The 13,843-nt window shown below is 34.8% G+C and carries 12 protein-coding genes; 3 read left to right on the top strand and 9 right to left on the bottom strand.

Features of this window, described 5'->3' with window-relative positions; all coding sequences use genetic code 11:
• Positions 1 to 226 precede the first annotated feature (226 nt).
• Positions 227 to 1,207 (bottom strand): proline dehydrogenase family protein, encoded by a 981-nt coding sequence (locus ACFVR1_RS19270; protein ID WP_387586310.1) that lies wholly within the window; start codon positions 1,205 to 1,207, stop codon positions 227 to 229.
• A 298-nt stretch (positions 1,208 to 1,505) separates the two neighbouring features.
• On the opposite strand from ACFVR1_RS19270, the gene ACFVR1_RS19265 reads away from it, so the two are divergent.
• On the top strand, positions 1,506 to 3,818 hold the full coding sequence (locus tag ACFVR1_RS19265) for a 5'-nucleotidase C-terminal domain-containing protein (RefSeq protein WP_387586309.1): 2,313 nt from the start codon (positions 1,506 to 1,508) through the stop codon (positions 3,816 to 3,818).
• A gap of 110 nt (positions 3,819 to 3,928) precedes the next feature.
• Here the strand turns inward: ACFVR1_RS19265 and ACFVR1_RS19260 are convergent, their stop codons facing one another.
• The 7 genes from ACFVR1_RS19260 to ACFVR1_RS19230 all read right to left on the bottom strand — a co-directional run bounded on the left by ACFVR1_RS19260 (position 3,929) and on the right by ACFVR1_RS19230 (position 9,653).
• Complete coding sequence (locus ACFVR1_RS19260) at positions 3,929 to 4,702, bottom strand: YkvI family membrane protein (protein ID WP_387586308.1); 774 nt, start codon at positions 4,700 to 4,702, stop codon at positions 3,929 to 3,931.
• 80 nt (positions 4,703 to 4,782) lie between these two features.
• Complete coding sequence (locus ACFVR1_RS19255; RefSeq protein WP_387586307.1) at positions 4,783 to 4,992, bottom strand: hypothetical protein; 210 nt, start codon at positions 4,990 to 4,992, stop codon at positions 4,783 to 4,785.
• 97 nt (positions 4,993 to 5,089) lie between these two features.
• Positions 5,090 to 6,199 carry an o-succinylbenzoate synthase gene (gene menC / locus ACFVR1_RS19250; protein ID WP_387586306.1) on the bottom strand — a complete coding sequence of 370 codons (1,110 nt, stop codon included), beginning with the start codon at positions 6,197 to 6,199 and terminating at the stop codon, positions 5,090 to 5,092.
• A complete protein-coding gene (locus ACFVR1_RS19245; protein WP_387586305.1) occupies positions 6,189 to 7,037 on the bottom strand; it encodes a GNAT family N-acetyltransferase in 849 nt (282 codons plus the stop codon). The genes menC and ACFVR1_RS19245 overlap by 11 nt, the downstream gene beginning before the upstream one ends.
• Positions 7,021 to 8,157: a M20 peptidase aminoacylase family protein gene (locus ACFVR1_RS19240; protein WP_387586304.1), complete on the bottom strand. Its 1,137-nt coding sequence runs from the start codon at positions 8,155 to 8,157 to the stop codon at positions 7,021 to 7,023. Before ACFVR1_RS19240 ends, ACFVR1_RS19245 begins: the two co-directional genes overlap by 17 nt.
• Positions 8,154 to 9,023 (bottom strand): MurR/RpiR family transcriptional regulator, encoded by an 870-nt coding sequence (locus ACFVR1_RS19235; RefSeq protein WP_387586303.1) that lies wholly within the window; start codon positions 9,021 to 9,023, stop codon positions 8,154 to 8,156. The genes ACFVR1_RS19240 and ACFVR1_RS19235 overlap by 4 nt, the downstream gene beginning before the upstream one ends.
• Positions 9,024 to 9,479: 456 nt before the next feature.
• A complete protein-coding gene (locus ACFVR1_RS19230) occupies positions 9,480 to 9,653 on the bottom strand; it encodes a hypothetical protein (RefSeq protein WP_387586302.1) in 174 nt (57 codons plus the stop codon).
• 566 nt (positions 9,654 to 10,219) lie between these two features.
• Between ACFVR1_RS19230 and ACFVR1_RS19225 the strand changes: the two genes are divergently transcribed.
• Positions 10,220 to 10,405 carry a hypothetical protein gene (locus tag ACFVR1_RS19225; RefSeq protein ID WP_387586301.1) on the top strand — a complete coding sequence of 62 codons (186 nt, stop codon included), beginning with the start codon at positions 10,220 to 10,222 and terminating at the stop codon, positions 10,403 to 10,405.
• Between the two features lie 36 nt (positions 10,406 to 10,441).
• Here ACFVR1_RS19225 and ACFVR1_RS19220 read toward each other — a convergent pair whose 3' ends face one another.
• Entirely contained in the window at positions 10,442 to 12,424 is a 1,983-nt protein-coding gene (locus ACFVR1_RS19220) for a thioredoxin domain-containing protein (protein ID WP_387586300.1), read from the bottom strand.
• A 190-nt stretch (positions 12,425 to 12,614) separates the two neighbouring features.
• On the opposite strand from ACFVR1_RS19220, the gene guaC reads away from it, so the two are divergent.
• A complete protein-coding gene (guaC, locus tag ACFVR1_RS19215) occupies positions 12,615 to 13,598 on the top strand; it encodes a GMP reductase (protein ID WP_387586299.1) in 984 nt (327 codons plus the stop codon).
• The last annotated feature ends 245 nt before the right edge of the window (positions 13,599 to 13,843 follow it).

The raw sequence follows: 13,843 nt of genomic DNA, 5'->3' as shown, positions 1-13,843 counted from the left end.
AAGCGAACGAGGAGGCTCAAGCCATGCCCGCGGAAAGCGAGCGCCGGAACGGAAAGCAACAACTCGTTGAATGGATCACTATCTTTAATTTGCTTATTATAGAAATTACTCTTGACTAGAGGTAAGTTGCTTGTGTTTTTCTTATGCCCCCATTTATCACAAAACTATTATCATAAAAAAAACACTGCACGGCCATTAGTGTTTATGGCTGTGCAGTGTTTCTAAATTAGCGTTTGTTTTTGTTTCTTTTTGTTATTCTACCAAGCGCGAATGCCCCAGCAGCAATTCCAAGAAGTGTGTTTGTGTTTTTGTTGAAAACTTGTTTTACTACAAGATTCAAGTTTTGTGGACGTTCAGCAAGACGACGCATGAAGTATCCGTACCAGTCTTTACCAAATGGTACGTATGTGCAGAAGTTATAACCTTCTTTTGCAAGTTGATGTTGCATATCTGTACGGAAGCCGTAAAGCATTTGGAATTCAAATTTGTCATTTGGAATATTATTATCTTTAATAAATTGCTTAATATGGTTAATAACATTGTGATCATGTGTTGCGATAGATGTGAATTTACCGTTTAGTAAATGCCATTCGATTAACTCGATATAGTTTTTATCAATTTCTTCTTTTGTTTGGTATGCATATTCTAGTGGTTCCTTATAAGCACCTTTTACGATACGAAGTCGGAAGTTTTTATATTTTTGAATATCTTCTACCGCACGATAGAAATAAGCTTGGATTACTGTTCCAACATTATCATAGTCTTTCGAAAGTTCGTCCAAAATATCGAAAGAAGGTTGTAAATGTTTGTGTGATTCCATATCGATATTGATGAATGTACCATATTTATGCGCAATTGATACAATTTCTTTTAAGTTTTCTAAAGCAAAATCATAGTCAATATCTAGACCTAGTTGAGATGGCTTCAATGAAATATGAGCATCCACTTGGTTCTCCTCAATTGCTTCTATTACTGCAATAATTTGATCTTTTGCTTCCAAAGCTTCTTCTTTTTCGAAAACAAATTCTCCTAAATTATCCACTGTACATGAAATACCTACTGCATTCAATTTCTTAATACTTTCAATTGTTTCTTCAATATTTGTACCAGCTACTACATGCTGTGCACCCATTTTTAAACCATATCTTTTTGCTGCACCATTTAATAGTTGGTTTTCTGATAAAGTCATAAAAATATCTTTTAACATTGTGAGGCTCCCATCTCTTTTTTGATACCTTATTATACCACAAAGAGACAGGGGCAATCAGTTGTTTAAGATTGAATTTGTCTTAGAACACTAACTTTTAAATAAATAGAAGGTCTTCTGTCAAAAATTACCATGATATCTTTACGTAAGTGTAATATTAGAACAACATATTTACAGTTATTAAACAACAAATTATCTAAAATTCACTTGTGATAGATGAGTAATTAGTTTAGTCTAAGAATAGTTGGTAATTATTAATGAAATAATTACTCAATAACCATTATTTAGGGGGAAAATTATGAAGAATAGTAAAATGAAGAAGTCCGCAGTAGCAGCAGTGATTGCAACATCATTGTTCTCAGCGTCAAGTATTTCTTTCGCAAGTAGTTCTCTACAAAATGTAGTAGATGAAGCAAGAAAAGATATTAAAAATGCATCTTATTCTTATGTAGTTCCAGCACAAGCAGGAAAACTTGCTACAAGCTCAAGTTTATATGCAACTCTAAATAAAGCCAAAGCAAACTATCAAAAAGCTAAAGATGCTATTGTAAAATCGGATGCAAAAAACAAAGATACTTTGCTAAAAAATTTAGATGAGTTGTATTATGAAAGAGTGACAAAAGGTTTAATCCCTTATATTGATGCATACAACTATGCGGACAAATATTTAGATCCTATCATGAAAGACATTCAAAAAGCAGAGACAAATAAAGACTGGGCAAAAATAGAAAAAGAATATCACAAGCTATCAGCTCAACTGAAGACAAGAACAGCTATTTTATATCGTTTTACTGGTAAAGATGCTCGTGATCTATTATTAAAACAATACAAAGATCCTGCAAATTTAAAAAGAGATGCATTAATGGTTCCAGTTACTGTTTATATGAAAGTCAATCAAGCAGAAGCATTATTTAATGCTGGCAAAAAAGAAGAAGCTATAAAAGTAGTAGATTCTATTCAACCATTACTAGATAGACTTCCAAGCGAAAAAACTCTTCCAGCAGTAAAAGAGCTTTTAAAACAAGTTCAAGCAATCTCAGATAAAGTAGATGTAGGCTTTACTTTATCATTAATGCACCTTAATGACACACATGCACATACTGACCAAGCTCCAAAACGTCTAACAGCAATAAATGAAGTACGAGCTGTAAAACCATCCGCTTTATTAATCGATGCTGGTGACGTTTTCTCTGGCACTTTATACTTTAATGAATTCAAAGGACAAGCAGATTTAGAGTTGATGAATTTAATGGATTATGATGTTATGACATTTGGTAATCATGAATTTGATCTTGGCTCAAGTCCTGAAGGCCATCTAGCGCTTAAAGAGTTCATCGAAAAATCAAAGTTCCCATTTGTTAGTTCAAATGTTGACTTCTCAAAAGATGTAAATCTTAAAGGTCTATTTAATGTAAATGTTTCTTCAGATCCTAAAGATGGACAAATTTATAGCGGCATTATTAAAGAAGTAGATGGACAGAAAATTGGATTATTTGGACTAACTACTGCTGAAACAGCGGATATTTCAAGTCCTAAAGATGTTACATTTACGGATTATATTAAAGCTGCTCAAAAGATGGTAGATGAATTTGAGAAGCAAGGTGTTAATAAAGTCGTTGCTGTTACACATATCGGTTTTGATGATAGCGCTGAATATGATAATGATTTATTATTAGCAGCTGCTGTAACGGGGATAGATGTAATCGTTGGTGGACATAGCCATACTCAATTGGACAAACCAGTTGTAGTAGATAAAGATAAAAATGGAGCTAAGAAAGATCCAACTGTTATTGTTCAAGCTTACCAATACAGTGATTTTTTAGGAACTTTAGATGTAACATTTGATAGAAAAGGTAAAATTACAGGATATGATGGAAAATTAATTCCAATAAAAGATCAAAAAGAAGATCCAGCTGCAGCTGAAGTACTAAAGAAATACTCAGAAAAAATTAAAGAAATTAAAGGAAAAGAAATTGGTGTAATTGCAGAAGAAGAACTTACAAATCCTCGAGTAAAAGTCGATACGGATCCAAGCGTACGTAAAAATGAAACAGCACTAGGTAACATTATTACAGACGGCATGCTAGCAAAGGCTAAAACATTTAATAATAAAGTAGTAATGGCTCTTCAAAACGGCGGAGGAATTCGTTCAGAAATTAATGCTGGTCCAATTACTGTAGGTGAGGTTATTACGGTTCTTCCATTTGGTAATACATTAGCAACAATGGAAGTAACGGGTGCTGAACTAAAAGCTGCATTTGAAATTAGTTTTAAATCCTATCCAAAAGAAAATGGTGGTTTCTTACACGTTTCTGGAGCAAAAGTAGAATTCGATTCTTCTAAACCAGAAGGTCAACGCGTAGTATCCATTAAGGTTAAAACTGCTGATGGAACATTTGTAGACATCAAAGATGCTGAAAAATATGTTGTTGCAACAAACGCATTCACTGCAAAAGGTGGAGACGGTTACTATGTATTCGCCAAAGCTTATGCAGAAGGCCGTGTAACAGACTTAGGACTTTCTGATTGGGAAAATCTTCAAGAGCAACTTCAGACAATGAAAACTGTTAAGAATGAAATAGAAGGTCGTATTGTAGACGTTAAAAAGTAATTTAAAAAGAGTCCTTTCGCTATTATAGTGAAAGGACTCTTTTAGTAGATTGGCAGATTTACCTTGATTTCCTGGGAAATAGTATAGTAAAGGGATTCCTATAATTTCACCTATACATAAACCTTTGAAGATCTACTTTTATACAGGAACCAAGATACAATAATTGCAGCAATTAATAGAAATCCTAAATATCCTGTGACAGGATAAACAGTACCTACAAGTTTAACAAATCCAACGAAACTAGCGATAAATGCTATAATTCCAAACAAAATTGTAAATGATTTAAAAGATGACTTTTCTGGTTTTACTACACGAGCAGAAAACGCATAGAGCATGGCAACCGCGGTGTTGTAGATCATACCTATAAGAACTAGTGCCATGATAAATCCAATAACTGGGTGTATTTCATTTGCTAACGAAATCATTGGCATTGCCACTCCGGAAATATTTTCTATTTGTGTTAACATCGAAATATTTATTAATAAAATTAATAGTCCCAAACCAAGTCCACCGATAATTCCACCCCAGCCGGCTACTTTTTGATCTTTTACTGTACCACCGATAACGGTAATCATCGCTACACCTGCTGCAATATTATAAGAAACATACAATAATGCTTCCAACATCCAATTTGAAGCAGCTGGAGAAGCTTTTGCAACGCCAGAATCGATATTAATAGCAGAAGGGTCGAAATGGAGTAAAGAATAACCGGCAATTAAAATAACCATTACCAACAAGAACGGAGTAACTGCACTAATCAGACCAATAATTTTTTGGACATTCAACGTAACGGATGCTATAGTAATGGCTGCCATAAAAAGACTTCCTACAATAGCAGGCAATCCAAATTGTTCTTCAAAAATTGCTCCTGCCCCGGAGAACATAACAACAGTTACTCCAAATAAGAAAAATGTAATAATAATATCTACAAAGACACCTAGATATCTACCGCAAATATGATAAATTACATCCTTGTGAGAAGTAGTTTGTAGACACTTCCCAATTGGGTTAAATTCATTCCAAGAAAAGCAAACAATATAGCGGCTAGAATAGAACCTGTAATTCCAAAGTAACCAAAGCTCGAAAAGAATTGTAAAATTTCTTGTCCAGAAGCAAATCCTGCCCCTACAATAATTCCAATAATAGCAGAACCGATTTGAAAACTTTTTTTCACTCTTCAAAACCCCTTTTTCACCGAAAAAGATTGTATATTCAGAAAATTTATTAGTTAGAGCACCTAACTCTCAAGTGGAGATAGGTGCTTATTCATTTCATGCTTTATAATGAAATTGTTCGACTGTATAACGATCCATTGCTTCTATATTTGGCTCGTATCCAATTCCATATGCTAGTGGTACGGTAATATAGCCATCTTCTGCAATTACTTCTGGTGTAATCACATCTTCTTCCCAATAACGTGAAGAGCTTGCTGTATCGCCAGGCAAAATAAAGTTAGGTAATGTGGTAAGTGCTACATTATGGGCACGTCCTACTCCAGATTCAAGCATTCCACCACACCATACTGGAATTCCGTTTTCCATACAGTAATCATGTATTTTTTTAGATTCTGTTAAGCCGCCAACACGACCAATTTTAATATTAATAATTTTGGTGCTTCCAAGTTCAACTGCTTTGCGAGCATCTTCTAATGAATGAATACTTTCATCTAAACAAATCGGTGTTTTTAATTCTTTTTGCAGTTTTGCATGATCGATAATATCATCTGAAGCAAGAGGTTGCTCGATCATCGTTAAATTAAATTCATCCAGCTGTTTTAACAATTCAATATCATCTAATGTGTAAGCGGAATTTGCATCCGCCATAAGCGGAACATCTGGGAAAGCTTCACGTAGGGCACGTATAACTTCCACGTCATGACCAGGCTTAATTTTTACTTTCATTCGTTTATAGCCTTCTGCTACGAAGCCACGTACTAATTCTATTAAATCAGAAGTATTTTTTTGAATTCCAATACTAATACCAACCTCAATTTTATCTGCAGTACCACCGAGGGCTTCCGCAAGCGTTAACTTATTTCGTTTTGCAAATAAGTCCCATATAGCACCTTCGACAGCTGCTTTCGCCATATTATTTTTGCGAAGAGGGGCAAACAGTTCACTTACTTCGTCTGGATGTTTGAATTCTTTATCTAATACGAGTGGAATTAAGAAATCTCTAATCATATGTAAGTTAGTTTCTAGTGTTTCTTCGTTATACCACGGAGAGTGGAATGCAGTTGATTCGCCCCAACCAGTGTTTCCAAGTTCGTCTGTAGCTTCTAATAGAAGAAATTCTTTATCTTGAAAAGTTCCAAAGCTTGTCGAAAAAGGTGATTTCATTGTCATTTTCATTTTGCGAATATTAATCTCTTTAATAATCATGTAATTGCCCCTTTAGATGTAATGGTATCGTTGATTTTTTTACAAATTGATAATAGTTTACAGGATCATCTGTTTTTCGAACAGCTACTAAAGCATAGCCTTCACTAAATAATTGCTGCATAATTTTTCTTGTTTGCAAACGCCAGTTTAAGGCAAGTTCAGGATCTATCGTTTTTATGTCTTGAATGTTGCTGGGGATTGGTAATTCATATCCTTCTTGTGTTGGTTCAAATATATAAGGTTCAATCAATAAGGGATAATTATGTTCCGATATAGTGATTTGAAAGGGTTGTTCATAATTGAAATCCTTTGGCATCCATTTATTCTCTACTCGTTCACTATTTATCCACCATTCAATCTGTAAACGGTCTGTTGGCAGCCCAGCGTTTAGACCGCCTTCCATTTCTCCATAACAATTTTCAATATACGTGTCAACAACTCCATATAGCTTGGATACGTTTAAGTATGCATTCCTACTCTCTAGCGGATCAAAAGTCCATGTAATAAGATTGTACCCCATCTCTTTTGCGATAATAAGCTGCATATCTTTTAACTTTTTTCCAATTCCGCGCAACTGATATTCCGGATGAATACCTAACATATGCGAGCATAAATACACTTCATTATTTTTATATCCTGCAAAGCCATATGAGAATCCAACTAATTTTTCCTCGTCGAATGCACCAATCATAAGTCCGCCATTTTTCACTGCTGTAAGTGTTTGATGAATCGGAATAGATCCCATTCCCCAAATTGTTTCTTCTAATTGTTGGACAAGACGCATATCTTCCGTTGTTTTCAATACTCGAATAGTTATAGTATCATTCAACCGTTTCACCTCTTTGAAAAGTATCCATTACGGTACGTGCAAGAATTTCAATACCAGTTAATATACTTTCATGTTTAAACGACATATTTGGATGATGTAATCCAGGAGCTAAATCGCAACCTAGTCCAAGCATGGTAGCCTTAATAGCAGGTCTTTTTAATGTGTAAAAATGAAAATCCTCCCCTCCAGGAGTAATAATAGGAGGGATGTAATGTTCTTTTCCGATTGTCTCTATTATAGCCTCTTTCATGAATTTAACTGCTGTAGGATCTACCTGCGCAGCAACAATTTCCGTGTCAATATGAAAATCAATTGTAATATTATTTAGAAATGCAACAGATTGGATAGCATGCTCTACTTTACCGATTAACTCACTCATAGCAGCATTCGATTGTGCTCGAACGTCTATACTAAACTCTGCATTTCCCGGAATAATATTAGCTGATTCTCCTCCAGCAAGAAATCTTGTGAGTTTTGCTGAATAAGACATGATTGGGTCCAAATAGATTGATTGAATTGCTTGCACTATTTGTGCACCAACTTCGATAGCATTTACTCCAAGATGTGGTCTTGCACCGTGCGCTTCCACCCCGTGAATTTTCCCGCTAACTAGTTTTCCAGCACCATGTATGATTGCAGGTGAGCAATATCCATTTCTTAATTCTTGAATTGGACGAAGATGAACTCCATATAAGTAGTCAATATCATCTACTAAGCCTTTTTCTACGAATGAAAGTGCACCTTGCCCTTTTTCTTCAGCTGGTTGGAATAATACTTTCAGTGTACCTTTTTGAGGAACACCAAGTTTCTTTAACAAAAACAGGGTCCCAATTGCCATTGTCATATGAGCATCATGTCCACAAGAATGATTTGCTTTAAATTCACCATCAACTTCTTGCCAAAGTGCATCCATATCCGTGCGAAGCCCCACGCATGGTTTCCCACTTCCGATAGTAACGACAAGTCCAGTAGTATCCTCAAAAGTAGTTACATTGAATCCTTCACTAACTAACAATTCTCTTATATATTTGGTTGTTTCAATTTCATTCCAGCTTATTTCTGGATGACTATGGAGATGTTCAAAAACGACCTCCACAATTGGTTTTATTTCTGATAAAGCATTTTTCATGTTGTTTCTCCTTCCTCCTCAAATAAAAAGTTACTTGGAATACTTTTATACAATTCCTGATTTTTATTGAAATCATCTTTTTGTTCTACGATTAAGCCAGCTACGATAGCATTCATAAACGAGAATAGAGGAGAAACTGCATCAAGAGTAGACTTGCTTGTTGAATAAATTGGAAATAAAACATCACTATGTACATGAATAGGAGCTAACGGTGAATCTGTTATTCCTATAATAAACGCTTTTTGTCTTCGTATAAGCTGAGCAATTTGAATCGTTTCTTTTAAATAACGATGAAAGGAAATGATGATTACGACCGAATTAGAATTCATTTGGGTAATTGTTCGAATTACATCTTCTGTTTCTGGCCTCATAAAATGTACATTCTCTTTAACCAATCCTAAGGAAAAGGAAAGCCAGTTCGCAGCAGAATATGAGGTCCGAAGACCAAGGACGTACACGGAATTTGCCTTCGAAAGTTTTGTAATTGCTTTATAATAGTAAGATTCATCTATTTGATTCATTGTGTGAAGAATGGATTGTCGATCTTTTTCCATAACTTGTTTATAAAAAGTGCTGTCTTGTTGAAGTAAAAGTTTTGATTGTTGATAGGTAGTGATACTGCTTTCATGTGAAAAAAAATGTTCTCGAATAAGCTTCTGAAGTTCCATATATCCAGAGAAACCAAGTGTATAAGTAAATCGAATAACAGTAGATTCACTAATTCCGATTTTCGAACCGAGTTCGGCTGCGGAGCAAAGGGCAATGTCTTTTGGATGATCAAATACATAGTTCGCTAATTTTTTCTGACTTTTAGACATGGAGGTATAATGTTCTCGTATAAGTTCCTGTAATTTCAATATATTCATTCCTTTGTGAAGGGACTCCGTTAAATTTAAATTAAAATGAAGTAAAAACTTCAATTAAAGATTCAATTCAATTTATCACAATATTCGGCAGAATACAATATATTAAACGGTTTTGTACCTGGCTTAACTCTAACAAAAAACACATAAGGTGGCAGCACTAAAAAAGTCCTCAAAAGGATTTCATAGCAAGCAAGTGAAAGATATATTGTTCGCTATATCAAGTAACTCCTCATCTAAGTTCGTACATGGCGATTTATGATATTGTCGTGTCCAAAGATAATATGCTTCGCCAAATGAATGAACTTGTTGATTTTTCATTTATTCTAAAAGAGTAAAATTGAACAAGAAAGAAGGCACTTTCTGTTCAACATCGAACAGAAAGTGCCTTCTTTTTGTTTTGAATCCAATACACTATAAAAAACGTAAATTTTTCAGTGCTCTCCACATAAGTAGGGGTCATTTAACAGGAGGTTTATTATTTTCGGAATCTGTGGAAACTTTTACTTCCTTCGGTTCATCGTCTTCAACGATAGGAACAGGACCTCCTTCTCCAATCATATTAAGGGAAGCAATTAAATCTAAATTCTGCCTCATGGCCATTTCTTCTGGATCGACAGGATTTGGATGCATAAAATCATCTCCTTAACTCTTTATATCTATTGATATGCTATAAATTTTGAAATTTGTATACTGATAGACTAAATTTTTTATCAAATCGTGAATACGATGAAAAGGATGGCATCGAAAAATAATAGTTTTTAAAAAATGGCTAATATCTACCCGAATTTACCACTTTGACATTCACTTTCCGCGGGATCTCGTCTATCTCTCAAGTCCCGTAGGAGTCTCAAGCTCCTCGATAAGTACTATTGTATGAAGTAGAGATTCAGGAATAGTTGCTACAAAATATTAATTTGAGTTTTTCAGTGCCATGCGGAAAGGGAGCGGTTTCATAGATTGTCTTACTTATTAGACTAACCCATCTCAAGTGTGTGCTCCGAGGTCGCTCGCTGATTCGTCCTCTAAACAATATAGTTCAAAAAAAAATTATGGATGCCTAAAGAGAACTAAAAATGAATTTTGGATAACAAATACTACCCAAAAGACAATTATGCTAAATTACGATAAATTCTGACAGTTGAGTTAACTTAGATAGACTTTAGAATAATACATATAAACGAATGGAGGAATTGTATATGAAAATAGAACATTTTGTAGAAGAAATGGGAGAAAGTTTATTGAAGGTTGAAGAATCAGTAGAAAAAATGAAAATGCATACAATTGTGAACAAGACGGAACAGCTTCAAATGATGCAAGCAATACTCGAGTTAAGTGAACGAATAAAATGGATTGAAATATTTATGCTGAGTAGACACTACTAAGTGCCTACTCATGTTAAATTATATGCTAGTTACTATTCATGATAACACTTTCATGATTTGTTCTTTTTCTGTTAAGGGTGTATGACAAATATTATTTTGACAAATTTGGACAGAGAGGGCTGCAGATCCATTATTATCGAGCAACCACACATCATAGGGGCGAAATGTTTTTTGTAGATAATTCATAATTTCATTTTCATAATCTCCACTAATTTTTATTTCCTTGCCTTCAGCAGAGAATGCTAAAAGTGCACTTAACGTAGACAAAACTGAGGATGGGTATTGAACTGCATCGTCTGCAAATGCCGCAATGATACTTTCGACCTTACGCAGCAACTCCATGTCTTCAGAAATTTTTGCTAATCGCCATAGTTGCATTGCTGCAATACCGTTACCGGAAGGTGTTGCATTATCTAAAGCAGTTTTTTCTCTAACAAATAATTTTTCTGCATCTTTATTGGTAAAGAAAAGTCCTCCTTTATCAATATCTTCAAATTGTGAAAATAGTGTATTCACTAGTTTATTCGCTTTTCCTATATAATCGCTGTTCCCAGTAGCTTGATGTAGCTCAATTAATGACCAAATAACATTTGCAAAATCATCTAAATAAGCGAGATGTTTTGCTTCGCCATCCCGATAACGGGCATAAAGAATATTTTCTTGGAATAAGTGTTTTTCGATAAATTTCATTCCATTAATTGCGAGCTCCATAAATCTAGGTTCTGAAAATGTAGCACCTGCTTTTGCGAGGGCTGCAATAAGTAATCCATTCCAAGAAGTAAGAATTTTATCATCAAGATGAGGATATATACGGTTCTGGCGTTTAGAAAATAAAAGCTGACGAGAAGCTTCTAGCTTATCTTCTAATTCATCTAATGTGATATCGTATTCATCTACTAATGCTTTGGCATCTGAATAAATTAAGTTCGGTATATTCTTCCCTTCAAAATTACCTTCTTCTGTAACATCATACGCTTTTGCATATAAAGTCCCTTCTTTTTCACCAAGTATGTCCAATATTTCATGGTAAGACCAAATATAATAAGTACCTTCTGAACCTTCACTATCCGCATCAATGGCGGAATAAAAACCACCTTCAGGGTGTGTCATTTCACGTTCAATAAATTCGATCGTGTTATAAATGATTTCCTTATATTGTGGAATCTTCATAATTTGATATGCTTCCGTAAACGCAAGCAGAAGTAGGGCTTGGTCGTATAACATTTTTTCAAAATGGGGAACTAGCCACATTTCATCCGTCGAATATCGAGCAAATCCATATCCAATATGATCATAAATTCCACCTAGTGCAATTCCATCAAGTGTTGTTTCGACCATATCCAAAGCATTTTGATCTTGGTTAGCATAATAATAACGCAATAAAAATAATAGCTGAACTGGAGAAGGAAACTTAGGAGCTATACCGAAACCACCGTACTGTGTATCAAAACTACCTGTTAACTGTTGATATGCTTGATGGATTGCATTTGGAGGAATAGAATCTTCCTGTGAATTAGAGCTATCGTTCATTGCATGAGTGAGCTTCTTACTAATCTCGTCAATACGTCTTGGTTCTTTTTGAAAAATCTCTGCTATTTGCGGCAGCATTTCAAGCATCCCAGTACGACCATATTTACTTTTTTTAGGAAAATAAGTTCCTGCATGAAAAGGCTTTTGATCTGCAGTTAAAAACACATGGAGTGGCCATCCGCCTTGACCGGTGAGCAGTTGACAAACATTCATATAAATCGAGTCGATATCTGGACGTTCTTCACGGTCCACCTTAACAGACACAAAATGTTCATTTAGTAAGTTTGCTACTTCTTCATCTTCAAATGATTCTTTCTCCATTACATGACACCAATGACAAGTGCTATAACCGATACTTACAAAGATAGGTTTATTTTCTATTCTCGCTTTTTCAAAAGCTTCTTCACCCCATGAATACCAGTCAACAGGATTGTGTGCGTGCTGAAGTAAGTATGGTGATTTCTCATGGATTAATCTATTTGCTGTCATTAGTTCACCTTCCTTCGTATAAAGCTTTTTTATTATGTCTTTACCACATAAATTGTATGATAAAACGGTATGAAATCTTGAAATTCTTATCTAAAACCTTTGACATCCTCATAAAAATACTGTAAATTATGCAAAGGACGAACGTTTCGTTCGACTTTAGTTTTAATATTCGTTTTTAGGAGTGTTAATAATGGAAAATGTATTTGATTATGAAGATATTCAATTAATTCCGGCAAAATGTGTCGTAAATAGCCGTTCTGAATGTGATACAACTGTTACTTTAGGTGGACATACATTTAAACTGCCTGTAGTACCTGCAAATATGCAAACAATTATAGATGATAAAATTGCCAATTATTTAGCTGAAAATGGATATTTTTATATTATGCATCGTTTTGAACCAGAGAAGAGAGTATCTTTTATTAAAGATATGCAATCTCGTGGATTGATTGCATCCATTAGTGTAGGGGTTAAAGAAGAGGAATATACATTTATTCAGCAATTAGCAGAAGAACAACTTATACCTGAATTTATTACGATTGATATAGCGCATGGTCATTCCAATGCAGTAATTGAAATGATTAAGCATATTAAAATGTATTTGCCAAAAAGTTTTGTTATTGCTGGAAATGTAGGAACTCCAGAAGCTGTGAGAGAATTAGAAAATGCTGGCGCAGATGCGACAAAAGTTGGTATTGGACCTGGTAAAGTATGTATTACAAAGATTAAAACTGGATTTGGTACTGGCGGTTGGCAATTAGCTGCATTACGTTGGTGTGCAAAAGCAGCAAGTAAGCCGATAATCGCTGATGGAGGAATTCGTACACATGGTGATATAGCTAAATCTGTGCGATTTGGTGCATCAATGGTTATGATTGGTTCTTTGTTTGCTGGCCACGAAGAATCACCAGGAGTGACAGTTGAAAAAGATGGTAAATTGTTTAAGGAATACTTCGGTTCCGCTTCAGAATTTCAAAAAGGTGAAAAGAAGAACGTAGAAGGCAAAAAAATGTTTGTTGAGTATAAAGGACCGCTAGAAGATACATTAAGAGAAATGGAACAAGATCTTCAATCGTCTATTTCATATGCTGGTGGCAATAAATTAGAAGCAATCCGAAATGTGGATTATGTAGTAGTAAAAAATTCAATCTTTAATGGTGATAAAGTATATTAAAAGATTTTATGGAGCTTTCTCAACAAGTTTACTTGTGGGGAAGCTCCATTTTTTTTGAAATATAAAATAAATAAAATTTTATGCATGATCGGTTGATTTCCGCAACAGTCGGATGCTTTCTTGCCTCTAGTCAAGAGTAATTTCTATAAGAAGCAAATTAAAGATAGTGATCCATTCAACGAGTTGTTGCTTTCCGTTCCGGCGCTCGCTTTCCGCGGGCATGGCTTGAGCCTCCTCGTTCGCTT

The sequence above is a fragment of the Psychrobacillus sp. NPDC058041 genome, from assembly GCF_042885655.1.
GTDB lineage: Bacteria > Bacillota > Bacilli > Bacillales_A > Planococcaceae > Psychrobacillus.
Note: the sequence above shows the minus strand (reverse complement) of the source record. Positions and strands in the feature narration are given on the sequence as shown.

Bases quoted from the DNA above. Each gene is read 5' to 3' on its own strand.
- ACFVR1_RS19270 (WP_387586310.1), bottom strand. From the start codon at position 1,207: ATGTTAAAAGATATTTTTATGACTTTATCAGAAAACCAACTATTAAAT.
- ACFVR1_RS19265 (WP_387586309.1), top strand. From the start codon at position 1,506: ATGAAGAATAGTAAAATGAAGAAGTCCGCAGTAGCAGCAGTGATTGCA.
- ACFVR1_RS19260 (WP_387586308.1), bottom strand. From the start codon at position 4,702: ATGTTCTCCGGGGCAGGAGCAATTTTTGAAGAACAATTTGGATTGCCT.
- menC (WP_387586306.1), bottom strand. From the start codon at position 6,199: ATGATTATTAAAGAGATTAATATTCGCAAAATGAAAATGACAATGAAA.
- ACFVR1_RS19240 (WP_387586304.1), bottom strand. From the start codon at position 8,157: ATGAAAAATGCTTTATCAGAAATAAAACCAATTGTGGAGGTCGTTTTT.
- ACFVR1_RS19235 (WP_387586303.1), bottom strand. From the start codon at position 9,023: ATGAATATATTGAAATTACAGGAACTTATACGAGAACATTATACCTCC.
- ACFVR1_RS19230 (WP_387586302.1), bottom strand. From the start codon at position 9,653: ATGCATCCAAATCCTGTCGATCCAGAAGAAATGGCCATGAGGCAGAAT.
- ACFVR1_RS19225 (WP_387586301.1), top strand. From the start codon at position 10,220: ATGAAAATAGAACATTTTGTAGAAGAAATGGGAGAAAGTTTATTGAAG.
- ACFVR1_RS19220 (WP_387586300.1), bottom strand. From the start codon at position 12,424: ATGACAGCAAATAGATTAATCCATGAGAAATCACCATACTTACTTCAG.
- guaC (WP_387586299.1), top strand. From the start codon at position 12,615: ATGGAAAATGTATTTGATTATGAAGATATTCAATTAATTCCGGCAAAA.